22 protein-coding genes are annotated in these 25,313 nt (G+C 42.6%); 9 read left to right on the forward strand and 13 right to left on the reverse strand.

From position 1 onward, the window contains the following. Nucleotides 1–14: 14 nt before the first annotated feature. Nucleotides 15–1,487 (reverse strand): hypothetical protein, encoded by a 1,473-nt coding sequence (locus G626_RS0105300; protein ID WP_156003186.1) that lies wholly within the window; start codon nt 1,485–1,487, stop codon nt 15–17. Nucleotides 1,488–1,623: 136 nt separating this feature from the next. Here G626_RS0105300 and G626_RS15525 point away from each other — a divergent pair, with 136 nt between their 5' ends. Further along, nucleotides 1,624–2,541, forward strand: coding sequence for an MBL fold metallo-hydrolase (locus G626_RS15525; RefSeq protein ID WP_022931752.1), 918 nt, complete (start codon nt 1,624–1,626; stop codon nt 2,539–2,541). 79 nt (nt 2,542–2,620) lie between these two features. Here G626_RS15525 and rpmB read toward each other — a convergent pair whose 3' ends face one another. The 4 genes from rpmB to G626_RS0105325 form a co-directional block, all read right to left on the reverse strand. After that, nucleotides 2,621–2,848, reverse strand: coding sequence for a 50S ribosomal protein L28 (gene rpmB / locus G626_RS0105310; RefSeq protein WP_022931753.1), 228 nt, complete (start codon nt 2,846–2,848; stop codon nt 2,621–2,623). A gap of 200 nt (nt 2,849–3,048) precedes the next feature. Then, entirely contained in the window at nt 3,049–4,629 is a 1,581-nt protein-coding gene (locus G626_RS15530; RefSeq protein ID WP_022931754.1) for an ABC transporter permease subunit, read from the reverse strand. Between the two features lie 12 nt (nt 4,630–4,641). Further along, on the reverse strand, nt 4,642–6,135 hold the full coding sequence (locus G626_RS0105320; protein WP_022931755.1) for a sugar ABC transporter ATP-binding protein: 1,494 nt from the start codon (nt 6,133–6,135) through the stop codon (nt 4,642–4,644). Between the two features lie 132 nt (nt 6,136–6,267). Next, a complete protein-coding gene (locus G626_RS0105325) occupies nt 6,268–7,428 on the reverse strand; it encodes a substrate-binding domain-containing protein (protein ID WP_231365105.1) in 1,161 nt (386 codons plus the stop codon). Nucleotides 7,429–7,656: 228 nt separating this feature from the next. Between G626_RS0105325 and G626_RS0105330 the strand changes: the two genes are divergently transcribed. The 3 genes from G626_RS0105330 to G626_RS0105340 all read left to right on the forward strand — a co-directional run bounded on the left by G626_RS0105330 (nt 7,657) and on the right by G626_RS0105340 (nt 11,526). After that, on the forward strand, nt 7,657–8,676 hold the full coding sequence (locus tag G626_RS0105330; RefSeq protein WP_022931757.1) for a LacI family DNA-binding transcriptional regulator: 1,020 nt from the start codon (nt 7,657–7,659) through the stop codon (nt 8,674–8,676). A 75-nt stretch (nt 8,677–8,751) separates the two neighbouring features. Beyond that, nucleotides 8,752–10,272, forward strand: coding sequence for a UDP-glucose--hexose-1-phosphate uridylyltransferase (gene galT / locus G626_RS0105335; protein WP_022931758.1), 1,521 nt, complete (start codon nt 8,752–8,754; stop codon nt 10,270–10,272). A gap of 57 nt (nt 10,273–10,329) precedes the next feature. Then, entirely contained in the window at nt 10,330–11,526 is a 1,197-nt protein-coding gene (locus G626_RS0105340) for a galactokinase (protein WP_022931759.1), read from the forward strand. 83 nt (nt 11,527–11,609) lie between these two features. Here the strand turns inward: G626_RS0105340 and uvrB are convergent, their stop codons facing one another. From uvrB to radC, 3 genes are read right to left on the reverse strand one after another with little or no spacing between them, the layout of a single operon-like run. After that, complete coding sequence (gene uvrB, locus G626_RS0105345; RefSeq protein ID WP_022931760.1) at nt 11,610–13,607, reverse strand: excinuclease ABC subunit UvrB; 1,998 nt, start codon at nt 13,605–13,607, stop codon at nt 11,610–11,612. Between the two features lie 55 nt (nt 13,608–13,662). Further along, entirely contained in the window at nt 13,663–14,940 is a 1,278-nt protein-coding gene (locus G626_RS0105350) for a S1C family serine protease (RefSeq protein WP_022931761.1), read from the reverse strand. A 42-nt stretch (nt 14,941–14,982) separates the two neighbouring features. Next, nucleotides 14,983–15,663 carry a RadC family protein gene (radC, locus tag G626_RS0105355; RefSeq protein WP_022931762.1) on the reverse strand — a complete coding sequence of 227 codons (681 nt, stop codon included), beginning with the start codon at nt 15,661–15,663 and terminating at the stop codon, nt 14,983–14,985. A 122-nt stretch (nt 15,664–15,785) separates the two neighbouring features. Here radC and G626_RS0105360 point away from each other — a divergent pair, with 122 nt between their 5' ends. Beyond that, on the forward strand, nt 15,786–16,412 hold the full coding sequence (locus G626_RS0105360) for a glucosaminidase domain-containing protein (RefSeq protein WP_033421654.1): 627 nt from the start codon (nt 15,786–15,788) through the stop codon (nt 16,410–16,412). On the opposite strand, the gene pyrH is transcribed toward G626_RS0105360, so the two are convergent. From pyrH to cysS, 5 genes are all read right to left on the reverse strand, one after another. Next, entirely contained in the window at nt 16,409–17,107 is a 699-nt protein-coding gene (pyrH, locus tag G626_RS0105365; RefSeq protein WP_022931764.1) for a UMP kinase, read from the reverse strand. The two genes, G626_RS0105360 and pyrH, sit on opposite strands and share 4 nt — an antisense overlap. A 53-nt stretch (nt 17,108–17,160) precedes the next feature. After that, complete coding sequence (locus G626_RS0105370; protein ID WP_022931765.1) at nt 17,161–18,870, reverse strand: transglutaminase domain-containing protein; 1,710 nt, start codon at nt 18,868–18,870, stop codon at nt 17,161–17,163. Then, nucleotides 18,870–19,571, reverse strand: a complete 702-nt coding sequence (locus tag G626_RS0105375; RefSeq protein ID WP_022931766.1) for an anti-sigma factor family protein — start codon at nt 19,569–19,571, stop codon at nt 18,870–18,872. Before G626_RS0105375 ends, G626_RS0105370 begins: the two co-directional genes overlap by 1 nt. Beyond that, nucleotides 19,552–20,121 (reverse strand): RNA polymerase sigma factor, encoded by a 570-nt coding sequence (locus G626_RS0105380; RefSeq protein WP_022931767.1) that lies wholly within the window; start codon nt 20,119–20,121, stop codon nt 19,552–19,554. The genes G626_RS0105375 and G626_RS0105380 overlap by 20 nt, the downstream gene beginning before the upstream one ends. Nucleotides 20,122–20,209: 88 nt before the next feature. Further along, nucleotides 20,210–21,781: a cysteine--tRNA ligase gene (gene cysS, locus G626_RS0105385; protein ID WP_022931768.1), complete on the reverse strand. Its 1,572-nt coding sequence runs from the start codon at nt 21,779–21,781 to the stop codon at nt 20,210–20,212. A 145-nt stretch (nt 21,782–21,926) separates the two neighbouring features. Between cysS and murB the strand changes: the two genes are divergently transcribed. From murB to G626_RS0105405, 4 genes are all read left to right on the forward strand, one after another. Further along, nucleotides 21,927–22,886 carry a UDP-N-acetylmuramate dehydrogenase gene (gene murB / locus G626_RS0105390; protein WP_022931769.1) on the forward strand — a complete coding sequence of 320 codons (960 nt, stop codon included), beginning with the start codon at nt 21,927–21,929 and terminating at the stop codon, nt 22,884–22,886. 113 nt (nt 22,887–22,999) lie between these two features. Continuing rightward, nucleotides 23,000–24,190, forward strand: coding sequence for a Crp/Fnr family transcriptional regulator (locus G626_RS0105395; RefSeq protein WP_022931770.1), 1,191 nt, complete (start codon nt 23,000–23,002; stop codon nt 24,188–24,190). Between the two features lie 21 nt (nt 24,191–24,211). Then, nucleotides 24,212–24,760, forward strand: a complete 549-nt coding sequence (locus tag G626_RS0105400; protein ID WP_022931771.1) for a hypothetical protein — start codon at nt 24,212–24,214, stop codon at nt 24,758–24,760. Nucleotides 24,761–24,832: 72 nt separating this feature from the next. Beyond that, the gene (locus G626_RS0105405) at nt 24,833–25,273 is read left to right on the forward strand and encodes a DUF192 domain-containing protein (protein ID WP_022931772.1); all 441 of its coding nucleotides are present in this window, start codon (nt 24,833–24,835) and stop codon (nt 25,271–25,273) included. Nucleotides 25,274–25,313: the final 40 nt, after the last annotated feature.

Genomic DNA, 25,313 nt, shown 5'->3' on the forward strand with positions numbered 1-25,313 from the left:
TCTCCCTTTTTCACCTATTTTACTATTTCAAAACCTTTAAAGCGATTACATTCCAAAGCTGAAAAAAGTGTTCCGCTTATATCCTCAAATGTTTCTTCCATTCCTTCGAGCGAAAGAGAAACATCTTCTGTTGGAAATTGAGGCCTCATATAAACATTTTCAACCTCTTCCAGTAAACGAACCGCATGGCTGTATAACTGTGAAAGAATAACCAGTTCCTGCTGAGGAAAATTATCAGCCGCAACACCTGACCCGCCAATCTCGCAAAACAATTCGCTTACTCTTGTAAACAGCCCAAGAATTCTTTTACGCAAATCGGCAATCGGATAATCAGAAAACTGATTATACATCTTCTCAAGTATATCATTACGCTTTTCTATATTCAATAATACAAGCCGACGCTCAGCAGAAGAAATCATTGCCATATTCGGGAAGATTTTCTGGATGACATCTTCAAAATCATCTGCGATATCTTTTTTTCCGCGTCGTTTATCGTAAATGCGGTCTTCAAGAATTGCATCTATAACCTTTGGGGTAAGCGTCAAAGCCATGTCAGTCAAAAGCATTCCCCGGTCCAGATCAAGCCCGTTCCACTTTCCTGTATAAGGAACTGATTCACCCTTTCTCCAGATTCGCGATTCTACACCGTAAGGCTCAAAGCCAATTTTTGTTGTATGAGCAAGAAACTCTTCTGTAGAACCACAGCAACGGGTACAAAGTTCTTCCTGATTTTCAAGAAACAAAAATGAAAGCTGCTCTTCAATTGAAGATGCAGGCCCATGACGGTCAAAGCTTTCGAGCAGACCGTTTTCAAAATGTGTGTACCATTCCTCGCGCTGAACAGCTTCATCAGAAATAACAAATTCTGAAAGCCCGCTCGGCTGCGCCCTCATTTCAACAACCCCATCGCTCCAGCTGAGCACACGGCACAAAATTCTGTCGCCGTATTTAAAATCCTCAGCCCCGCTGATTTTACCAAGAGGCCAGGCAGTAAGAGTAATTTCCTGAGGCATAGAATACTGAACCGAACTCAAAGGCAGGGAAGTATTGTTTTTATCATTAAAAATATATGGAAGGATGTAGCCCTCGCCGTAAAGAGCAAAGGTGTCCATTGCAAGATTCATTGTAAAGGTATGAGCTTCGCTTTCTATAATCTGTCCTTCAGACATAATGGAAATGCCATCCGGTGGCACTTCGGTATTTACAAAAGGCATGCAGCGGTGGCCGATTATGATATAACCTTTTTCTACCTCTTCGCGGCTTGGCTTAAAGCTGAACCAGCGACCGGTAAAAACGCCTGCCTTTGTAACAAACTCATTATTTACAAGAGAAAAAACATATTCTGAAACGTGAAGAATTTCTGAGGCATCTGCCTTTGTAACTTTTACACCATGAGCTTTAAGATGTTTATAAAAATCGTCCGTTGTAAAAACATCAAGCTGTTCTGTCAAATATTCTTCTATAATATTATTCGTCTTAAAATCCACAGTCGCTATTTTAATCTAAAACAAAGAAACTGTAAATTAGTATAATTCCGTCATTGTGAGGCTCTTCAGCGATATACGTCATTGCGAGGAGCGAAGCGACGTGGCAATCAATACTACAATCTGATATACTATCCCTATGAAAATAACCTTCTTAGGAACCGGCACCAGCCATGGAGTTCCGGTCATCGCCTGCGACTGCGCAGTATGCAAATCTACAGATCCACGCGACAAGCGTCTGCGAAGTTCTGTATACATTCAGACAGAAGATAAGAAACATATACTAATTGATATTGGACCTGATTTCCGCACCCAGGCTTTGCGGGAAAACATCCGCGAAATAGACACAGTTCTTCTAACTCACAGTCATGCAGACCATTTATTTGGAATTGATGACCTGCGCAATTTTTCCTGCATCATGTCTAAAAAGCCGGAAAATCCTCAGAACGAAAAATACGACAAGCCGCCGATTCCAATCTATACAAATCACTCTGCCGCAGAACATTTAAAGCATTGCTTCGGCTACCTCTTCAGCGAGCACGCAGAAGGCGGAGGTCATGCAAAAATCAGCCTGCATGAAGTTCAGACGGGTCAGCTTCTGACAATCGGCAATACCACCATCACACCTATTCCAATGATGCATGGCTCTCTCGAAACAACCGGCTGGGTGCTTACAGAAAAAAAGACAGGGGCTGATGCGACTGCCACAATCAACTCCATTGCCTACCTTACCGACTGCAACTTTATAAGCGACCAGTCCATTCAGCTGATTCGTGACACTGCCTCAGCAAGCGACAAGGGATGCCTTACTCACCTTGTAATAGACGGGCTCCGTATAAAAGAACATTCCACTCACTTCAACTTTTTACAGGCACTGGAAGCTTCTTCAAAAATCGGGGCAGAACACATCTGGTTTACCCACCTTACCCACAACAGTTCTCATGAAGAAACTGCTGCCTATCTTGCAGAACACCGCGCCGAGTTCCCGGGCCTCGAATCCGCCGCATCCATTCTTCCGGCCTACGACGGTCTTTCGTTATCAACGGTGGTTGAGTAGGCCGAAGGCCGTATCGAAACCACAAAAAAAATAACCCCGTCGGTCAATCCAACGGGGTTTTCGCGGTTCAAAGGTAATCTTAGTTCTGAGCTACTTCTGCAGTCTTTGGAACTCTTACTTTCTTCTCAACGTAACCGCTGCTAAGACAGCTTGAGCAAACCTTAATTGTTCTAACTGTTCCGTTAGGAAGAACAGCCTTTACACTGTGAAGGTTTGGTCTCCATGTTCTGCGAGTATGGTTCATAGACTTACTTACTTTATTACCAGACATAACGCCCTTTCCGCAAACATCACACATTCTAGACATTTTCTTTATCCTTCCTTATATAAAAACAAATTTCCCACGCAAATTACAATAGTTTAGAAAGAATATACAAATTTATAAAAAAAGTCAATCGTCAAATCTTGAATTTATAAAAAAAAGGCCTGAGGCAGCTCATCTATATCACATAGCTACCACAGGCCAAAAAAATTTACAAGGAGGACTTTTTTCCTATTACTTATCCCTTACTTACGCTTCAAATACTTAACGCTATCAAGAGCAACAGCTGCAATCAAAATCAGCCCCTTGAAAACGAACTGAAGGTTTGTATCAATTCCAAGGAAGGTAAGACAGTAGGTAAGACCTGTAAAGATGATTACACCAATTACCGCACCACGGATTCTACCAATACCTCCGTTGAAAGAAATACCTCCAACTACACAGGCTGCAATAGCATCAAGCTCAAAGCCCTGTCCGGTTCCCGCACTTGCATTTGCACGGAAGGCTTCAAGGAAGGCACCGCAGCCATAGAAGATACCTGCCATAATAAAGATGCCCATTGTAACGCCAAATACGTTAATGCCACTTACTGCAGCCGCTTCGGCATTGCCACCAACTGCGTACATATTTTTTCCAAAGGTTGTTTTGTTCCAGATAAACCAGGCAACAAAAATCGCTATGACCGCAGGTATAATCAGCTTAGGGAAGGTTATCAAATCTCCGTCGAACTCAAAAAGAATCCAGCGACCACCAATCAAATCCTTAATTCCAGGATCAATAGAACCAACCGGAGTACCACTTGTTCCAAAGAAGAGAAGTCCGTAAATAATCAGCTGGGCAGAAAGAGTTGAAATAAATGGATGAATCTTAAACTTTGCAGAGAAGAAGCCCGAGAAGCTGGAGAACAGTACACAAAGAGAGATTGAAAGGAAGAGTGCCATTACAAGGCGCAGTCCCATAGGAAGACCTGTAAAATCCCAAGGTTCCATTCCAAAGAAAGAAACAATATTCTTTGAAGGATGAAGAATCAAACCTGTTGTTACCGCACCAAGAGCAACCATTCGGCAGACACTAAGGTCGGTACCGGCAATAAGAATCAGGCCGGCAACACCAAGTGCGTAGAACATACGGGTTGAAGACTGCTCAAGAATTGTAAGAATATTTGGAAGCGAAAGAAGAGCTCCATTTCCCATAAGAGGTGCAATAATTACACAGACAATGAAGAAAACAAGAATTGCAATGTAGAGACCGTTGTCGAGCATGAACTTAGACATCTTAAAATTGTTGATGTAGTTCTTCCAGTTCATTGTCATGTTTTCTTTGAAGTTTGTTCGGCCATCGCGGAGGGCACGGTTAAACATTACATGATCGATATATGCCTGATTTTTTGCACTTCGGCATTTTGCAACCTCATTCTGGAACTTATTCTTTGCATCAAAGAGAGCAGAGTTTCCTTCGTACTTTGCAACATTGATTTCTTCTTTTTTAGAAAGCTGAGCAACACGAGCTGCTGTAGCTCCCTTTATTTCAAGAAGGCGGGCTGCATATTTTTCCCTGATTTCTTTTTCCTTTGCAGACTCTTCTTCGTTTACCTGCCTGATATAAGCATCAGAAAGAATATTCGCAAAAGCAACCGCTTTTTTTGCAAGGGCCGAAGCTTCTGCTTTTTTTGAAGAATCTGCACGGAGTTCTGCAAGCTTCTCCTGATATTTTTTCAAGACCTCATTTTCTTCAAGAGGCTTTACGCTTTTTGAAGCAATATCTGCTTCCAGCTGCTTAAGGCTTTCTGCCTCTAATTTTTCTATCTCTGTATTAAAATCTGCCATATATTACCTCTTTTACAAATATTTAGCGGAAAGGCGCAAAAGCTCTTCCTGATTAGTTTCTTTTGTATTTACAATTCCTGCCAGTCTGTGATTAGACATAACGGCAATGCGGTTTGTAATACCCAGGATTTCCGGCATTTCGCTCGAAACAACAATAACGGTTTTACCCTCTTTTGCCATTTTAATAATCAGCTGGTAGATTTCGTATTTTGCACCAACGTCAATACCGCGGGTCGGTTCATCCATAAGGAAAACATCAGGCTTACGCTCCAGCCATTTTCCTATGATAACCTTCTGCTGATTTCCGCCGGAAAGTGCCGAAATGTTTTCTTCTATTGATGTACATTTTGTATGCATAAGGGCAACTTCGCGGGTTGCGGCATCTGCCATCTTTCTCTCTGACAGAATACCATGTGTTTTATACTGTTCAAGATTTGTAATTACAGTATTGTATTTGATGGTATCCTTTCCAAACATTCCGTTCAGCTTTCGCTCTTCGGTAACAAGGGCAAAGTTATGAGCCATTGCATCCTTACTGCTTGTAAAACGGAGTGGCTTTCCATCCAGAAGCATTTCGCCCGAAGCAATAGTTCGTACACCAAAGAGAGATTCCAGAAGCTCACTGCGGCCGGCACCTACAAGACCATAAAGCCCGAAGATTTCTCCCTTGCGTACAGAGAAGGAAATATCTTCAAGAATCGGTTCAAATTTTGTTGTAAGATTTTTAACTTCAAAATATATATCGCCCGGCGCATTATCAACATCCGGGAAACGCTTATCCAGAGAACGTCCAACCATGGCCGAGATAAGCTCATTCATATTCGTATCTTTAATGGCTTTTGTTAAAACCATATTTCCGTCACGAAGCACAGAAACTTCATCACAGATTTCGAAAATTTCATCCATCTTGTGTGAAATATAAACAAAGGAAACTCCCTTTGCCTTTAAGTCATTTACAATGGAAAATAATTTTTTGATTTCGTTTTCTGTCAGAGAAGAAGTCGGCTCGTCCAGAACAATCAGCTTGGCATCATAAGAAACTGCCTTTGCAATTTCAACCATCTGACGCTGAGAAACAGACATTGTCCTCATAACTGTTTTACAGTTGATATTCATGTTGAGGGAAGCAAAAAGTCTGTTAGCCTCTTTTTCCATTTTTGCCTCATCAATAACTCCGAACTTTGTCGGGTAGCGGCCAAGAAAAAGATTGTCTGTAACAGTTCTATCCAGACACTGGTTCAATTCCTGATGAACCATTGCAATACCATTTTCGAGAGCCTCTTTAGGACTCTTAAAATCAATAGGCTTTCCCTGAAGAGAAAGCTGTCCTTCATCCTTTGCGTAAATACCAAAGAGACATTTCATCATTGTAGATTTACCGGCACCGTTTTCTCCCATCAATCCCATTACAGAACCTTTTTTAATGGAGAGATTGATACCGTTAAGTACAGTATTTTTCGCAAATGATTTAGAGAGATTCTTTATTTCAAGTACTGTATCACTCATAATAATTCCATTATACTGCAGATTTTTTAATAAACATAACAAAAAAAAGGGTGTCCGAAAGTATCGTCATGCTGGGCTAATGTGACGTTTACCTTCAGGCACCCCCTTAAGCCTGAACTTCAGGCGAGTTTTTTAGTACTTAAGCTTGTCTGTATAGTCTGCAGCAGAGTTTGTCTTAACCATGTTTACAGCAAAAGCATCAAAGTTCTTAAGGTTTGTAAACTTGTCGAGACAGCTTGCTTCTGACTGACCATCACCCTGTACTACAGTAAGATCAATACCCATAAGTGGAGCATAGTATCTCAAAGCAGGAAGATAGCTTGATGAAAGGAAGTTATCTGCTGAGTTGTAGATTGTAAGAAGAACCTTCTTCTTAGGAGCATTTGTCTTCTTGATTCCAGCATCGCGGTTACCTTCTGTGTAGCTCTTCCAGTTAGATGGATCTACTGGTCCGTTAAGAGCGAAAAGTCCGCGCTGGTCAGCTTTGTACTGAACTTCTGGAGTAATCTTGTTTCCGTACTGATCTGGTACTGAGAAACCTTTTGTATATACATCTGCACCTGTAAGACCATCGAGGAGGTTGCGGATAACCTGAAGAGTACCAGCAGCCTGTGCATCTACGTTCTGTGAAACTGTTCCGAAGAGTTTTCCTGCACCGATTGCTTCTACAGCATCTGCGTTAGCATCGTATCCGAAAATTGGAACACCAGCAGGATAGTTAGAAGCCTGGAGACATCCCATAGCCATACCGTCGTTGTTAGAAACAACCATATCAATAGCTTTTCCGAACTTTGTTGCCCATCCGCCCATAGCTTCTGTAGCAGCATTTGCATTCCATGTAGAACCGTCTGTACCAGTCATAGCTTTACCTTCAAGCTCAACTACCTTGAACTTCTTTCCGCCAACTGTTACAGAACCTTCCTTCTTTACTGTTGGGTCTGTAGAACCATTCCAGGTTCCAAGAGCCTTACGAATACCTTCTGTACGAGCTTTAGAGTCATTGTGTCCAACGTCTCCAATACAAAGAACATATCCGATTGTTCCATCACCATTGCGGTCGATTTTTGCAGGATCAGCACTTGCAAGGAAGTCAGTAATAAGTTTTCCCTGTACTGCTCCACCACCTGCTGCATCAAAACCTACATAGTAAGTTTTGTCATTCCATTTGATTGCAGAAGTATCAATAGCTCCTGTTGTTGGATCAGATGGCTGACGGTTAAAGAATACAAGCGGTTTGTCTTTGTTAAGAACTTTCTTTGCTTTTGCCTTTGGGGCAGCAGAAAGCATACTCATTGCTGTTACTGCAAAGAGTGAAACCAAAATCAGTTTTTTCATGTTTTTTTCCTCCTGTCGTTATCGTGTACGATAACGCTCTAATTCATTTATAACCCTGAAAATAGCAGTTGTCAAACTTTTTTTGCGAAAATTCAGTAAATTCCTATATTTTTTAACAAAATATTTGCATTTTCCGGAAAGTTCTGTTATCGTATAGCGTGTACGAACACGGAGTAAGCTTTTTATATGACTTTAGCTGAAATTGCAGAACATGCCCACGTTTCGATTGGTACCGTAGACAGAGTTCTTCACAATCGAAAGGGTGTATCAGAAAAAACAAAACAACTCATTCAGTCTATTATAGACGAGTATGGTTATCAGCCTAATCCTATTGCCAGTCAGCTTAAAAGCAACAAGCCTTTTGTTATTGGAGTTCTTCTTCCTACCCTCGAAAGCGGCTGCGACTATTACAGAGCCCTTTTTGATGGAATGAATCAAGGGATAGAACAGCTTAAGCCCTTTAATATAAAGCTCAAGCTGATTTCCTTTGACCGTATGATTGGCGGTGATGCAGTAGAAAAAAGCCGCCAGTTTTTTAATTCTTCTGAAGAATCAATTGATGCTCTGATTACTACTCCGGTTGCTCCGGATGAACATATGGAAATAATTTCAATGCTTGGTGACAAGCCTTTTGTTTTCATTGATACTCCGCTCGGAACAACTCAGCCTCTGCTTACTATTGCACAGAATCCTTACAAGGGCGGTTACTGTGCCGGAAGAATTATGAGGATGTTCCAGGGCAGCGGAAAGTTTGCCTGCATCAGAATGTATCCGTCGGGCTATAACCTCAGGGAAAGGATCAGGGGCTTTACAGATTTTATTCAGAGAGATGGAAACTCAACCGTACTCGATGAACTTTATACAGACTTTTCTGATTCCGGCTTTTACAGCTTCATGAAGGATTTATTTGAAAAACATAATGATATAAAGGGTATTTTCGTACCTCATGCTGAAGTAAACTTTATGTCATATTTTATTGCTGACCAGGGATTGAAAAGCCGAGTTACCGTAATCGGTTATGACCTGGTTGAACAGAACAAAGCCGGTCTTCTCGACGGAACTATAGACTGCATTATTGGTCAGAGGCCGGAGCAGCAGGGCTCCGAAGCAGTTCACAAACTCTATGAATCTGTAATGCTGCATCAGGAAGTTCCTTCAAGAATTGATATGCCTATAGATATTTATTTTAAGGAAAATATAATTTAAGAATTGTCATCCCGAGCTTGATTCGGGATCTATTAACAAGATGCTGAATCAAGTTCAGCATGACAGTGAGGTATCATGACCATTTTTGATAACATTAACAGACTGGCCGCTTATGGCTTAAAAACAGAACTCATTCAAAAGGATGATTTGATTTTTGTAAAGAATCAGCTGCTGGCAGCGCTGGCTCTTGATGGCTTTGAAAACGCTGAGCAGGCTGCAGCAATTCCAGAGGTTGAAGTTTCTGATCTGGAAGATATTCTCAAGGGTATTCTCGACTATGCAGTAGAAAAGAATCTCACCGGTGGCGACAGTATCGTTTACCGCGACCTCTTTGATGCAAAACTGATGTCAATTCTCGTAGACCGTCCCTCTAACATCAGGGCAAAGTTCAGCGCCCTCTACGAAAAATCTCCAAAAGAAGCAACCGACTGGTTTTATAAATTCAGTCAGGATACAGACTACATCCGCCGCTACAGAATCTGCCGCGATGTAAAATGGATTAGTAAAACAGAGTACGGCGACATGGATATCACCATAAATCTTTCAAAGCCGGAAAAAGATCCAAAGGCAATTGCAGCCGCAAAAAATGCAAAAACAGTCGGCTACCCAAGCTGCCTGCTCTGTAAGGAAAACGAAGGCTACGCAGGACGTGCAAACCATCCTGCCCGCGGCAATCACAGAATTATTCCTCTGAAGCTCGCCGGTGAGGCCTGGGGCTTTCAGTATTCTCCATACGTTTACTATAACGAGCACTGTATTGTTTTTAATCAGGAACACTCACCTATGTGCATTTCAAGAAAGACCTTTGAACGCCTTCTTGATTTTGTTACTCAGTTCCCTCACTACACTTTAGGCAGCAATGCAGACCTGCCGATTGTAGGCGGCTCAATTCTTACCCACGACCACTTCCAGGGCGGTGCCTACGAGTTCCCAATGGCAAAGGCTCCGATTTTGAAAGAAGTTTCAATTCCGGGCTTTGAAGATGTAGAAGCCGGAATTGTAAAATGGCCTATGTCTGTTCTGCGCATAAAGAGTGCAGACAAGAACCGTATCGTGGAACTTGCAGACCATGTACTTCAGGCCTGGCGTACTTACACAGACGAAGCCGCTTTTATCTTCGCAGAGACAGAGGGCGAAAAACACAATACCTTAAATCCTATTGCCCGCCGCCACGGCGACCTTTACGAAATGGACTTAGTACTCCGCAACAACATCACAACTGCGGAACATCCGCTTGGAGTGTATCACCCGCATGCAGAGCTTCATCATATCAAAAAGGAAAATATAGGCTTGATTGAAGTTATGGGTCTTGCAATTTTACCTGGCCGTCTGAAGACAGAGTTTAAGGAGCTGGCAGATGCAATTCTTGCCGGTCGCGACATCCGCACAGACGAGGCCCTTGCAAAGCACGCAGACTGGCTGGACGAACTCAAAGAAAAATATAGTTCATTTGCCGGATTGGCGGAAAACGATATAATCGAGATACTCAAAAAAGAAACCGGAATAGTTTTCAGCAAGGTTCTGGAGCATGCCGGAGTTTACAAATGCAATGAGACAGGCTTAGCCGCCTTTGAAAGATTTATTGCGAAACTGTAACACGGTGGTTGAGTGCCCGAAGGGCGTATCGAAACCACCTTGCAAAGGAGAAATCAAATGTCAGACAATTTAACTTCAAAAGAATATACGCCTCAAGAACTCAAGGAAGCCTTTCTCAAAATGTACGGCGGCGACGAGGCATCAGTTCGTCTTTACTCTTCTCCGGCCCGCATCAACATAATCGGCGAGCACATAGACTACAACGGAGGCAAGGTTTTTCCTGCCAGCATAAACCGCTATCTTTACATCGCAATTCGCAAGCGACCTGACACAAAAATCCTTTACAACGATGCCCGCTTCCCTGGCAGCTATGAGTTCGACGTAAACCAGACCTTTGTTTATGACAAGGCAAATGATTATGCAAACTACCTGAACGGAATTCTTTCCCAGCTCAAGGAGCGCGGTTTTAAGTTCGACTGCGGCTTTGAAATTCTCATGGCTTCTAACATTCCGGCCGGCGGCGGCATTTCTTCGTCATCTGCACTTGAGTGCGGTTTTGCCTATGCAGTAATAGACACCTTCGGCTTCGACCTGAACCGCATAGAAATTGCAAAGCTTGGACAGATGAGTGAGCACAATTTCATGAACGTGAAGTGCGGAATCATGGATCAGTTCATTATTGCAACCGGAAAGAAAAATCACGCAGAGCTGCTGGACTGCAATACTCTTGAATATGAGTACATCCCTCTCGACCTTGGCGACTACCGCTTTGTTGTTATGAACACAAACAAGGTTCGAAAATTAGCTGATTCAAAATACAACGAACGCCGCGGTCAGTGCGAAGAAGCTCTGAAAATCCTGCAGAATAACGGAGTGAAGATTGATGCCCTCTGCCAGCTTACTCCGGCCGACTGGGAGAAATACAGCACACTTGTAGCTGACCCGATTCTCAACAAGCGCGCCCGCCACTGCATTGCAGAAAACCAGCGGGTAATTGATGCGGCAAGCACACTTAAGGCAGGCAATCTCGAAGAACTCGGACGCCTTCTCAACGCCAGCCACAAGTCCCTCAAAGAAGATTACGAAGTAACAGGAATAGAACTAGATACACTTGCAGAAACTTCACAAAAACAGGAAGGCTGCCTCGGCGCCCGCATGACCGGAGCCGGCTTCGGCGGCTGCGCTATCGCCCTGGTTCACAAAGACAAAATCGACAGCTTCATATCAAACGTCCAGACCGCCTACGAAAAAGCAATCGGCTACAAGGCAGGCTTCTTCGTTTGCGAAACCGGCGATGGAGTGGCAAGAATATAAATAGATTGCTTCGCTGCGCTCGCAATGACGGAAGCATCAACCGTCGTCATTGCGAGGAGCCCGCAGGGCGACGTGGCAATCCATTACTTCCCATACTGGGCTTCGATTTCACGAATCTGATCACGCAGGGCCGCTGCCTGCTCGTACTCCATGCGGTCGGCACAGACAGTCATTTCTTCTGTGAGTGCCTTAATAAGCTTCTTGCGATCCTTAGGATTAAAGAGATTTGCCTTGTTTTTCAGAACCTCAAGCTCCATTGCGGCATCCGCTTCTGCATCAGCCTTTTCGTGCTCGAGGATATCTTCAACTGCTTTTGAAATTGTCTTAGGCGTAATTCCGTGTTCTTTGTTGTAGGCTTCCTGAACCTCGCGGCGGTGCTTTGTTTCTTTTACGGCCGCTTCCATGGCGGGGCTCATGTGGTCGGCATACATCACAACCTTACCCTCGGCGTTGCGGGCAGCACGACCAATAATCTGAATGAGTGAAGTTTCCGAGCGCAAAAATCCGATTTTGTCCGCATCAAGAATTGCGATAAACGAAACTTCCGGCAGGTCAATTCCTTCTCGCAGCAGGTTGATTCCAATAAGCACATCAATCTCACCGGCGCGCAGGCTCTTCAAAATCTCCACTCGCTCAAAGGTATCAATTTCAGAATGAATGTATTTTACCTTAAGCTTGAGCTCGGTGAGGTAGTCTGTAAGATCTTCGGCCATTTTTTTAGTCAACGTCAAAATCAGGCTGCGTTCGTGGCGGTCAATTCGCTCGCGCACTTCCTTGTAAATATCTTCCATCTGACCTTCACTCGGTCTGATTTCTACAATAGGATCAAGAAGTCCCGTAGGACGAATCAGCTGCTCAACAACCTGGGTACTCTGCTTAATTTCTTCAGGTCGGGGCGTTGCAGTAACATAAATTATCTGATTCATTTTTGCATCAAACTCAGCCTTTTTAAGAGGGCGGTTATCGGCAGCAGACGGAAGGCGGAAACCAAAATCAATAAGATTCTGCTTACGGCTGCGGTCGCCTTCATACATAGCCCCTATCTGAGGAACAGAAACATGGGCCTCATCTATCATGCAGAGAAAATCATCAGGAAAATAATGAAGAAGTGTTGCAGGTGGTTCGCCAGGTGCACGCCCCGCTATAGGTGCAGAATAATTTTCAATTCCGGGGCAGGTTCCCATTTCCTTAAGCATTTCTATATCATAAGTTGTACGGGTTTTAAGACGTTCTGCTTCCAGCATCTTGCCGGCAGCGCGAAGCTCCTCTACCCGCTCTTCCATCTCTTTTTGAATACGGTCGGTTGCAGTCAGAAGCTGATCATGAGTTGCAACAAAGTGCTTTGCCGGATAAAAAACAGTTTCGTCAAGCTCGCCGGTTGCAGAATGATTCATTACATCAAAACGCTGAATATGAACAACCTGTTCCCAATCCAGCAGAATACGATAGCCCTCGTCGGTTTCCATATAAGGCGGAAATACTTCAATTACATCACCTTTAATACGGAAGTTTCCCCGCTCCAAAACGTTATCGTTACGGCTGTACTGCATGGAAATCAGAGAGTTTGCAAACTTTTTGATGTCCAGAGTCTGGCCAACTTCAACGTGTACACGCATGCCCTTGTAAACATCAGGCATACCCAGACCGTAAATACAGGAAACAGTGGCAACTACAATAACGTCGCGTCTCTCCATAAGGCTGTAGGTTGCCTTAAGACGCATCTGGTCTATTTCACGGTTGATGTCGCAGTCCTTTTCGATATAAAGGTCGCGAGCCGCAACATAAGCTTCAGGCTGATAATAGTCGTAATATGAGACGAAATATTCTACAGCGTTATTTGGGAAAAATGATTTGAACTCGCGGTAAAGCTGGGCCGAAAGAGTTTTGTTATGACTGATTATAAGAGTAGGCCTCTGAACCTTTTCTATGATTTTAGCCATAGTAAAGGTTTTTCCGGAACCGGTTACACCCTTGAGAGTCTGAAATTTATCGCCGCGAAGAAAGCCTTCTGCAAGCTTTTCAATTGCCTGGCCCTGATCCCCGCTTGGTTGGAAAGGTGAAACCACCTCAAATTTTCTCATAAAACCTCACCGGTGGTTGAGTGCCCGAAGGGCGTATCGAAACCACCTTGCTTTATCAGCTCTCCACCAGTTTAATCTTTAATGTAACATTCTTACGGTTACGGCGTACAACCACCGTTACCACATCTCCTGCCTTCTTACTCTCCAGAGCAGAATAATAATCAGCCAGAGAGGTTACTGCAATATTATCAATCTGGGTAATAACATCGCCGCCAATGTAAATAATATCACGGCGGGAACCGTAATAGGCAGCCTCAGTTCCACCTTTCAGACCTGCCGCTTCAGCGTTTCCACCTCGCACAACTTCAGAAATCAAAACTCCCGAAGCAATATCAAGGCCGGCATACTGGGCAATTCTGCGGCTCATCTGAATTACAGTTGCGTCGATTGTTCCACGGTGGACCTTTCCATATTTGATTAAATCAGCAACAACACGAACAGCAGTTGTAGAAGGCACCGCAAAACCAACGCCCGCAGAGCTTCCCGAGCTGGACTGAATCATCGTATTAATTCCAATCATCTTGCCGTTTGTATCAAGCAGAGGACCACCGGAGTTACCAGGATTTATAGCCGCATCCGTCTGAACCATATCGCGGATAATTCTGTTATTCGAATTCTGAATAGGTCGGCCAAGCCCAGAAACAATACCTGTTGTCATAGTTCTTTCCAAACCGAATGGGTTTCCGATTGCGATAACCCGCTGCCCAACCTTAAGGGCCGAAGAATCGCCAAAGGCAATAGTCTTCAATTCCATACCGGCCGGCGGAGTAAACTTAATAACTGCAAGGTCGCTGTCTAAATCAGTTCCGACAACCTCGACCTCATACTGGGTTCCATCAAAAAGGGAAACATAAATCTTTGTAGCATCCGCAATTACATGTACGTTTGTAAGAATGTAACCGCGCTTATCGATAATAGAACCGCTTCCGCTGCCGCCATCCTGAACATAAGGCTGAAGGAACCAGTCGTAGGCAGTAACCTGAGTATTGATGTTCACAACCGCTTCGTTGCAGAGGGCATAAACGTTTATATTCTGAGCTTCTTCCTGAGTGTAGCCGGACGAAGTACTGCCTGCCACACTGATTATAGAAGCCGGATTCTGCTCCAGAAAAGCTGCCGACTCATCAATTGTACTTACAGAACTGGCAGCACTTGCAGCACCGCCAGCAGCATTTTCCGTCGCAGCTTCATCTGCCAAAGCATTTACATCCTGTACATCAGACGAAGTTTTTTTCTTAGATATATTAACAAAAATAGCCGCAGTTAAAAGCACTGCCGCTACAACACAAATCAAAGTAGTTTTGATTAACTGAGCATGAGAATAAAGTTTCATACTTATAATTTAATAAAAACAAAGCTTTTTAACAAGAAAAAACTATGCCGTCTGAGCTGGCTGTCCCCTCTTAGCAGGGGTTAGTATTTTATTTTCCAGAAAGCTGAAATAGGTTTCCCGGCTCACAATCACATGATCCAGCAGTTCAATCCCCATAATCACCGACACCTTGCGCAAAGTTTCCGTCACCTCAATATCCTCTTCCGAAGGCTCGCAATTACCCGACGGATGATTGTGGCTCACAATTATAGCTGCCGCATTATCCTTCATTGCAACCGAAAAAACTTCACGCGGATGAATCAGAGTCTTGTTCAGAGTTCCCACCGTAATCACGTGAATCTGAATAATCTCATGCCCGCCGTTCAAAGTTACAAGCAGAAAGTGCTCCTTATCGCAGACCGCATAATTTTTTACAAAAGGCACAATGTCTCGTGGAGATTTAATCGGAGCCCGTAAATGACAGCTTCTTCTCCTCCCCAGCTCCAGGGCCGCCGCAACCGCCAGCGCCTTACCCAGCCCCACCCCTTTTAACTGCAGCAGATTTTCCACCACCTCTTCCGCATCATAATCGTAAAGCACATCCACAATTTTTTCTGACATAAGCTCAACAGGCATCTGTCTTGTGCCTGAGCCAAGAATCAGCATAACAAGCTCTTCATCAAACAAAAAGGAAAAACCATGCTCCAGCGCCTTTTCCCGCACATCAGGCTTAATCTTTTCCATAATTCCTCCACCTATAATATTGCTTTGATATGCCAAAAGCGGAGGATTTTTTGAAAAAAACTTAGCAGATTTCAGATTTTTTTTTATTTTCCGAAGATAAAGGTATGAATAAATTGAATAATATGAAAAAAATCTTTTTTCCTGTAGTTGTTTTAGAACTTGCTGTCGTACTTGTCTTTGCCCTTTTTACCTTCAATTCCTGTACCACAACAAAAGCAGTTAAAGAAGACCGGGCTCCCCTGCAGCTTTCCCGCCGTATTTTAGATCAGGGCCAGCTCACAGCAGAACAACTGACAGCCTATTTTCTAAGCCGCAACTCCACAGAAGACCGCGAGCACATACTCCAGTTTGCCCAGTATTATATTGATGAAGCTGCTGCCGAAGGAATCAATTCCGATGCAGCCTTTGCCCAGATGTGCCTGGAAACAGGCTTCCTCCGCTTTGGAGGCCTTGTTCAGCCCGAATTCCATAATTACTGCGGACTCGGTGCCATGGATGCCGACCACCCGGGGGAAATCTTTCCGGATGAGCAGACCGGAGTCCGAGCCCACATTCAGCATCTGCAGGCTTATGCTACAAAAGAAGAAACCCAGCTCAACAAGGAACTTGTAGATCCTCGTTACAACTGGGTTCATAAAACAAAATATATCGAAACCATTTATGAACTGGCCGGCACCTGGGCGATGGACCCACAGTACGGTCAGAAGCTGGAAGCAATTCTGGTCAATATGGAAAACTTCAGCTATTAGCCTATAGTCGTACCAAAATATTCCTTATCTTCCAGAATAGCCTGAATATTTGCAATATTCTTTCCGCCTGCGCAAATTACCTTCATACCAAGCTCACTTGCCTTCTTTGAAGCAATCGGGTCAAATGGACAGTTCTTTCCAGGAGTCCATTCATCACCAACCATCTTGCGGAAGTCTGCCCAGCTGATTGTATCGAGAGGTTTAGCATCCGGATTTTTTCTAGGGTCATCTGTATAAACCTTTTCAATGTTAGAAAGATTTACAATTGTCTTAGCATCAAATTTTTCGCCAAGATAAACTGCATCAGTATCTGTAGAAAAGCCAGGTTTCCAGCCGCTTGCAACCAGCACCTGTCCGTCAAACTTCAAATCTTCGAGAGTTGGATTATAAACAACGTCATTTTTACAGTATGAACCAAAGCAAGCCTTAAGCAGCTGAGCATTCAGCCTTGTTGCCATAATACCAATCCAGTCTGCTGCATTAGCATCAAAACTGTCGCCAGTCTTTTCACAAACTTCTTTCAAACCATTCTGATATACACGTGCAGGAGCTCCACCGCCGGCAACCAGAATCAAACGATTCTGCTTGTCTGCATCAAGCCACTTCTTACACATTGTTACAAACTCACTCAAAAAAGTTGAATCCGGTTTGTCCGGAGCAATAATCGAACCACCAACGCTTAAAATCTTTGTCATAAAAAACCTCCACGTCATCCTGCCCCTGAAACAAGTTCAGGGTTCAGGATCTACTAATAAACACCCTTCACCACCGGCACAGACCAGTAGCTGCTATATTTTGCCGTATCTTTATTTGCCTCTTCCCAGATAGACTGCAGGGCAAAACTTCTTGGCTGCTGCACAATCTTGTTATCTGCACTAAAAGGCTTAAGCTGACTCCAGCCTCTTGAGAAGATAATATGATGTGAATCCATATTACCAAAATAATAATCCTTTACATCAACAAGGTCACTGTCAGTCCACTCTTTATATTCCAGACCTGCACCCAAAGCCGGATCACACGGAATCCAGCCAATCTTATCAATATAGAATTCACACCACCAGTGAGACTGACTTGTAAGATCCTGATTCACAAGAACACCGCTGTCTGTATAAGCCGGTACTTCTGCAGCTCTCAAAAGTGCAGTACAAATTACTGCAAAATCAAAAGCATCTCCACTCTCTTTTTTTATCAAATCAAGCGGATCAGAATCATTTTTGCGAACCTTATCCTGAATCTTAAAGTTTGCACACATATAATTATATATCAGCTTTGCTTTATTCCATGGATTTTTTTCTTTTCCAATGATTTTTCCACAAAGCTCTTTTACAGCCTCTGAATCACTTGGAACAAGAACATCTGCTTTTAATGCCCCGCTCAAAAGATTCTTTTCTGTATTTTTATAACTGCCGATTTTTACCGGATTAACACTTGATCTTACTTCAAAAACCGGAAGAACAAAGGTCTGCTTAAAAACACTCTTAGGAGTATTGTTTCTGTTTTTTGTAATCTGATGAATCAGATTATTCTGGTAATTCATCAGAATAGGTTCTGGTGTTGTTTCTGTAATTTCAACCTCTGGCTGAGCAGGACATGAAAAAGGCACAGGACAACGTAAAGTAATTGTAGAAATATCATTTGTCACAACATCTGCAATATCTGCCGTATACTGAACCAGATAAATCTTTTTATTCAGATATTCCTTGCGGCCTGCATCTGTATTAATTGCAAGCTCTTTGGGATCTGATTTTTCACGGCCAGTATCTACAATCACTACGCCGCTGTAAGCTCCATCTGGAACCCTCACTGTAATTTCTGTGTTAGACCAGGAAACATAATCAAAATCATTTTCGCTTGCAGGAATCATATTTTCTGTAAGCATGGCCATATTTTTATAATCTGCCTCGCTGATTTTATTGTTACAATCCATTGTAAATAAAACCTGAGACTGATTTTTTGAATCTCCAAAATTATTACCGGAAATTACAAGAAGTTCACCTACGCTGAGTTTTTCTGCAGAAAGCATTGTGATTACAGGTTTTGTTACCTGTTGAACGACAGGAACCGGAACAGGAATATCAACTTCGTTTGCAAAAAGAGCCGGTTTTGAACGCATTTCTTTTGTTCCAACAACAAGCAAGCCGTCCTGAACATTTGCCGGAAGAACGATTTTAATGCAATTATCTGCCCAGGAAATATAAGAACTTGCAGTAAGTTTTGAGCCTGCAATTTCTACATATCCCATATCGCGGACATTGCCAAAATTTACTCCATTAATAACGACAAGATCCCCCGGTGAGCCGACAGGAGGAACGACAGAATCTATTACTGGAACTGGTTTTGTTCTGAAACCAATAAGATAAATTGAACCGAGAATTATGCCTATTATAAAAATAACAGAAAGTACCCGGACAACCGGATACCTTCGCAAAGAATAACTAAACTTTCCAGAAGATTCCACTAATATCTGCCTGATACAAGTTCCATTGGAACGTTGATTTCTGTAGTCATAGGAAAATCACCCATACCAGGAACTGTAATTTTTATATTGATTGCTTCGTCCTGAAAATCTGGTCTTAATACATCAACATCGCTTACATTTTTTGCAAACGAGTTGTTTCTACGCTGCTTTTCAGAAGACAAAACTACATCCTTTATATTACCAGAAACTACCACACTTCTTCCACTATCAAAGCCAACATTATTTGCAGAAGTTGTATTTGCAGAAACTGCAGTAATTGGAACAGCAGAAACCGGATTTACAGATTGAATCAATGAAGATACAGCAGGATTTTGAGCTGCATCTGCTTTATTTGCTTTAAATCCTACAGGAAGCACAAGTGCAAGTACAGCCGCAGCAGCAATGCCCGAAGCTACATAGCTGATAACCTTGAACGGAGATTTCTGAGGAAGTTTTCCAACATTACGGCTGTAAGCCATTTTTATCTGCAGACGCTGAAAGCTTTCGTCCATAAAATGCTGGTCCAGATTAAGTGAATCAGAATCTGCCTTAAAAAGCGAACGAAGAGCCTTTAACTGTTCCAGCTCCTTACGACATTTTTCACAATGAGAAATATGAAGCTCATATTCAGCCTTGTAGTTTTCAGGCAGCTCACCATCGAGGTATACGGAATGAATATCTTTACTCGGGCAAAAAGACATTATCTTCTCCTATTATTTTTACCAGCTGTTCCCTCGCTCTGAAAATTCTTACCTTTACGTTACCTTCGGTAATTCCCAGAATCCTTCCGATTTCCTTATAGTTCAGGTCTGCATACTCCCTGAGCATAAGAACATCCTGCAGGTTATCCGGCAGTTTTTTCAGAGCTTCCCTTGCCTTACCCATAGATTCCTTCTTGAGTAAGTCAACTTCCCCTGTATCCGCTTTTCTATGATCCTCATAAAGGACCTTTTCGTAAGCCTTGCGCTCACGTTCTTTACGTTTTATATAATTTATAGATGCATTCTTAACAACCCGAATAAGCCAGTATTTAGCATCATTAATCGAAGGAAAGGTTAATTCCTTTTCGTTCGCTTTAATAAGAGAGTCGTGAGCCAAATCCTCTGCAGCCTCTTCGTCATTTACAATTCTGTAAGACACCTTAAAGAGCATCTGCATTGTTGCATCATATATTTTCTTAAAATCAACCGGATTCGCGGCATTTAAGGCTACATTTTCTTCCTGTTGATTCCCTACTATATTACCAAACACATTATTATCCCGAAAGTTACAGATTTTTTTCCGTTATGTCCGGTGGTTGAGTGCCCGCGAAGCGGGTGTATCGAAACCACCTGTCTATTTACCCACGTTTCCAGGTTGGTCCAGTTGGTGTATCAATAATAATAACACCACGGGCAGTTAATTGGTTACGAATTTCATCAGCCCGGGCAAAATCCTTTGCTTTTTTAGCAGCTGTTCTTTCTGCTACAAGTGCATCAATTTCTGCAGCCTCAGGGTCTCCTGCATGGGCATCAGCTGCTCCGGAAGTACCTGCAACAGCTGCACCACTATGTAAAGCCTGCTCATCAAGAACATCAAAAGCGTTCTTAATTACATCAAGGCTTAAAACACTATCCATCTTCAAAATAGCAGCAAGTGCAGTTCCAGCCTTTACTCCACCCTTTCCTGCTGCTTCCTTCTGCATTGCAGCCATAGCAACCGGGGTAGCAAGGTCATTTGAAAGGCCTTCTCGGAATTTAGCAAGGTTTTCAGTTTCACCATCAATTTTACCAAGAATAGAAGCAAAGTTTTCGCGGGTAAGTCCAAGCCCTTCTTCGCCATTTGCCTTAGCAAGAAGCTTAGCAACACGAGCATTCAAAGCCGCACGACCGTTCTTAGCAGATTCCAGAGCTTCCAGACTAAATACAAGCTGCTTTCTGTAGTGTCCGTTCAAAAGGAAGAATCTATAATCCAACGGAGCAATTCCCTTGTCTTTAAGAGAAAAACCGCGCTCTGGAGGCAGCGAAGTCTGCAGTGTAATAAAGTTACCGCTGGACTTACTCATCTTACCGCCTTCAAGAATAAGGAACTCATTGTGCATCCAGTAGTCAACCCAAGGACCTTTAGCACGCTCAGCCTCGTCAAAAGAACCTTCCGACTGAGCAATTTCGTTAGTATGATGAACAGGTACGTGATCAATACCACCTGTATGAATATCAAAATGCTTTCCAAGATACTTCATACTCATAGCAGAACATTCAATATGCCAGCCAGGGTAACCACGGCCCCAAGGAGAATCCCAGGTCATAGCCTGATCTTCAAACTTAGATTTTGTAAACCAGAGAACAAAGTCACCAGGGTTACGCTTGTTTTCATCAATAACGACAACCTTACGTTTACCAGCCCCTGCCTTAAGTTCATCAAGGTTGAGGTTTGCAAGTTTACCGTAATCAGGGAAGGTAGAAATATCATAATAAAGATTTCCGCCAGCCATATAAGTGTGGCCCTGAGCTTCAATCTTTTTAATCAGTTCAATCATGTCGTCAATGTGTTCTGTTGCGCGGCAGATAACGTCCGGATGACGGATATTCATTGCGTCAATATCCTTCATAAAAGCGTCAGTATAAAAATTTGCAACCTCAAGAACACTCTGATGACGTTCTGCTGCAGATTTCTTCATTTTATCTTCACCGTTGTCACCATCGTCAGTAAGGTGACCAACATCTGTGATATTCATAACATGCTTAACTTCATATCCCAAAAACTGCAGAGTCTTATCAAGAATATCCCAGCAAACATAAGCACGAAGATTTCCTACATGCGCATAATTGTAAACTGTAGGACCACAGCCGTAAAAACCTGCATGTCCTTCAACAAGCGGCTTAAACTCTTCCATTTTTCGTCCCATAGTATTGTATAATCTCAGTGCCATAATTTACCTCACTTTGTCATGCTGAACTTGTTTCAGCATCCAATAATTATAACGTTTTCCCCCCTCTTAAACAACAAGCATAAAAATTTAACGTCATTGCGAGGAGCGTAGTGACGAAGCAATCTATTCCCATTATAATAGAATTATGTTTGATTTCCTTGCTTCCATGCTAAAAGTCGCAAAAATCCCCTATACCGAAAATGCAGCCCTGGCTCCTAAATCTACTTTTAAGGTCGGTGGAAAAGCCCGTTTGTATATAACACCTCAAAATCCAGAAGAACTTGAATCTACAATAGCTGCTGTACATTCAGCAGAAATCCCTTTTTTTCTGACAGGTGGAGCAAGTAACGTTGTTTACCCGGATGGAATTTACGAAGGTGCAATTATTTCTACCCAATCAGTCAAGGAAATTTTTTATGACCCGGACGAAATAACCCCAGACGGGGCGGTTCTCGTAAGCTGCCAGTGCGGCACTCCAATGGCAGCTTTTGTAGACTTCTGTACCCGCAAAAATCTGACTGGCGCAGAACAGTTTGCCGGCCTTCCTGGAACTGTAGGAGGCGCTGTCTATATGAACGCCCGTTGCTTTGACCGCTCTGTAAGCGATATCCTTTACTCTACAAAACATATAGAATTTGAAGGCGACAAGGCACGCCAGGTCGAAGTTCCCTTTAATTCAGAAGACTGGGATTATAAAAAATCTCCATTCCAGGCTCCAGTAGCATCAGTAAAATCTCAGTTATACATAACACAGGCAACCTTCCGTCTAAGTCCTGCCAGTCCGGCCGACCACGATCGCATTGCCGCAGACTGCAAAAAATACATAGCCGAACGTGTAGACAAAGGACATTTCAAATACCCGAGCGCCGGCAGCGTTTTTAAGAATAACCATGCCTTTGGCGCCCCAAGCGGTAAACTTATAGACGATTGCGGACTTAAAGGACTGACCATTGGAGGAGCCCAGATTGCCCCATTCCACGGTAATTTTATTATAAACACCGGTAACGCCACTGCAGCAGACATTAAAGCCCTGGTTCAGGTAGCCCAAAAAGCCGTTCACGACAAATTTGGCTTTAATCTCGAACCTGAAATCATTTTTGTTTAATGAACTTTTTCACTTTAACTAAACTTAATTAATGTCGATAATTAAACATACATTGACAAACAAAGATTGTAAATCTATACTTATATATTGAATACATTTAGGAGAGTAAGCTCTTGCTGCAGTTACAAATTGTTAGTTTCAGAAAAGGTTCATATCTCGTCGTAGAAGGCAAGGAAAACACCGACCATTTCTATATCATTCAGAAAGGAAACGTTCAGTGTATGAAAGCCTCTGGCGCAGGCCTTGCTCCTACAATGTATGGACCTGGAGACTTCGTTGGTGTAGTACCATGCATGTCAGACCATCTCCAGATTGAAACAGCTATTGCCACAACTGATGTAATGGCTATTTCCGTTCGTAAAGACCAGTATCCGGAACTTATTTCTCAGAATACTCCGGTTGCTCTTAAAATCATCAAAACTTTTGCTAACAGAATGCGCGTAATGAACGAAATGCTTACAAAGGCAACTCTTCATTCCGTAGTTCAAGATACACATGAACAGATTTTCAAGGTTGCAAGCTTCTATGAAAAGAACTCCCTCCCTGATGTTGCTGTTTTTGCTTACTATCAATATCTGAAAACAAAACCGGAAGGCCCAAATGCAGATCTTGCAAAGCAGAAGTTTGTAGCACTTAAGCCAAAAACTCATGCAGTTTATTTTGAACCAACAGCAGAACCTTCTCGTCAGTATCCAAAAGATACAATGATATTCTCCGAAGCTCAGTCTGGTTCAGATATGTTTATCATTCAGAGAGGTGAAGTTTCAATCACAAAAGTTGTAAACGGTAATGAAGTAACCCTCGCTGTACTTAAAAAAGGCGATATGTTTGGTGAAATGGCCCTTATCGAAAATAAGCCTCGTTCAGCAAATGCCCTTGCACACAGCGACTGTACACTTATGGTTATCAACCGTTCCAACTTCAATCAGATGGTAGCAACTCAGCCTCAGCTGGTAGCAAAGCTTACAACTACCCTTGCAGACCGCCTCTGGTCTATGTACCGCCAGCTCGATAATGCAACTCTCACTGAGCCTCTTGCAAAAATGCTTGATATGCTTTCTCTCCAGCTGGAAAAACAGCGTGTTAAAATCGGTTTTTCAAAGCTTTCAATGCAAACAGAGTTTACTCCAAAAGACCTTGCAAATATGTGTGGTCTTGCAAGTCAGTATCAGGCAAAGGCAATTTACGACTTTGAACAGTATGACCAGATTCGTATTGAAAATGGCAAAGTATTCATAAAAGATGCTGCAGAACTCATGAAAGCTGCTGCCTTCTACCGCAAACAAAATAATATAAAAAAATAATTATCTTCCGATAATTTAAGTATGATTTCTTTAAAGAAAAAAATCGCTTTTCTCATTACATTTTCTACCTTTCTACTATTTTTAAACGCAGAAAGTCTTCCTCACGGCTATAAAAATATTACTCTTGGAATGAGTCTGGAAGAAACAAAAGAAAACCTTGTAAAAGACCCGGATTTTGGTTACCACGGAGATCGTGACGTTTCTCTTATTCCTAATTCAAGCAAAACACTCATTGAAACAGATGCTGAACACGGGCTTGGCTCTAACTTTTTGACTCGCTGCTGGTTCCAGTTCACCTTTGACGAACTTTATATCATAACAATTAATGTAAATCCTGAAAAAATGGATTATTACAGCATTTTTACAAAGCTTACAGAAAAATACGGCCAGCCGACAAGTTTTAATCCTCAAGCAGCAATCTGGAAGGATGACGAAGTTACAATGAGCCTTGAAAAGCCTTTAACACTCAAATATATTGATAACAAGCTTTTTGAACAGACTCAGAATTATTCAAATATTCAAAAGTCTCCAACCGAAATTACCCGAGAGATGTTTCTGGAAGATTTATAATAGCAAATCCGTTAAAGATAATTGCGAAAACATGGAGCAATTATCTAGGATTTACCACCAAGGAGCCCTACAATGAAAAGATTTTTTTCTCTAATCACCATACTTCTTCTTCTCACACCTCTCCTTTCCTGCAAAAGCAAAAAGCTTCCTGTAAAAGACATAAAAATAATCCGCCATGACGGCACAGAATTTATTGTAAATGCAGAAATTGCAGAAAAAGCCGAAGACCGTAACCACGGTTTTATGGAAAGAAAAAACATTCCCGATGGAACAGGTATGCTTTTCGTTTTCGAAAAAGATCAGATCCTTTCCTTCTGGATGAAAAATACACCTCACCCGCTTTCTATTGCTTACATAGATTCAAAAGGAAAAATCCGAAATATTTATGACATGACACCCTACAGTCTGTCATCTATAGTCAGTACAGTTTCCGTAAGATATGCCCTTGAAGTTCCACAGGGCTGGTACAAAAAAAACGGCATCGCAGAAGGCGACACCGTTATACTTCCTTAAAACGTCCGGTGGTTGAGTGACCGATGCAAGGCATCGGTTG

Source organism: Treponema bryantii NK4A124, from assembly GCF_000421345.1.
Taxonomy (GTDB): Bacteria; Spirochaetota; Spirochaetia; order Treponematales; family Treponemataceae; genus Treponema_D; species Treponema_D bryantii_B.

Excerpts from the sequence above, each read along its gene's own strand:
- galT (WP_022931758.1), top strand. The coding sequence starts at position 8,752 with ATGACCATTTTTGATAACATTAACAGACTGGCCGCTTATGGCTTAAAA.
- uvrB (WP_022931760.1), bottom strand. The coding sequence starts at position 13,607 with ATGAGAAAATTTGAGGTGGTTTCACCTTTCCAACCAAGCGGGGATCAG.
- G626_RS15525 (WP_022931752.1), top strand. The coding sequence starts at position 1,624 with ATGAAAATAACCTTCTTAGGAACCGGCACCAGCCATGGAGTTCCGGTC.
- cysS (WP_022931768.1), bottom strand. The coding sequence starts at position 21,781 with ATGGCACTGAGATTATACAATACTATGGGACGAAAAATGGAAGAGTTT.
- G626_RS0105330 (WP_022931757.1), top strand. The coding sequence starts at position 7,657 with ATGACTTTAGCTGAAATTGCAGAACATGCCCACGTTTCGATTGGTACC.
- G626_RS0105405 (WP_022931772.1), top strand. The coding sequence starts at position 24,833 with ATGAAAAGATTTTTTTCTCTAATCACCATACTTCTTCTTCTCACACCT.
- G626_RS0105350 (WP_022931761.1), bottom strand. The coding sequence starts at position 14,940 with ATGAAACTTTATTCTCATGCTCAGTTAATCAAAACTACTTTGATTTGT.
- pyrH (WP_022931764.1), bottom strand. The coding sequence starts at position 17,107 with ATGACAAAGATTTTAAGCGTTGGTGGTTCGATTATTGCTCCGGACAAA.
- murB (WP_022931769.1), top strand. The coding sequence starts at position 21,927 with ATGTTTGATTTCCTTGCTTCCATGCTAAAAGTCGCAAAAATCCCCTAT.
- G626_RS15530 (WP_022931754.1), bottom strand. The coding sequence starts at position 4,629 with ATGGCAGATTTTAATACAGAGATAGAAAAATTAGAGGCAGAAAGCCTT.
- G626_RS0105375 (WP_022931766.1), bottom strand. The coding sequence starts at position 19,571 with ATGTCTTTTTGCCCGAGTAAAGATATTCATTCCGTATACCTCGATGGT.
- rpmB (WP_022931753.1), bottom strand. The coding sequence starts at position 2,848 with ATGTCTAGAATGTGTGATGTTTGCGGAAAGGGCGTTATGTCTGGTAAT.
- G626_RS0105320 (WP_022931755.1), bottom strand. The coding sequence starts at position 6,135 with ATGAGTGATACAGTACTTGAAATAAAGAATCTCTCTAAATCATTTGCG.
- G626_RS0105360 (WP_033421654.1), top strand. The coding sequence starts at position 15,786 with ATGAAAAAAATCTTTTTTCCTGTAGTTGTTTTAGAACTTGCTGTCGTA.
- G626_RS0105400 (WP_022931771.1), top strand. The coding sequence starts at position 24,212 with ATGATTTCTTTAAAGAAAAAAATCGCTTTTCTCATTACATTTTCTACC.
- G626_RS0105340 (WP_022931759.1), top strand. The coding sequence starts at position 10,330 with ATGTCAGACAATTTAACTTCAAAAGAATATACGCCTCAAGAACTCAAG.
- radC (WP_022931762.1), bottom strand. The coding sequence starts at position 15,663 with ATGGAAAAGATTAAGCCTGATGTGCGGGAAAAGGCGCTGGAGCATGGT.
- G626_RS0105325 (WP_231365105.1), bottom strand. The coding sequence starts at position 7,428 with ATGAGTATGCTTTCTGCTGCCCCAAAGGCAAAAGCAAAGAAAGTTCTT.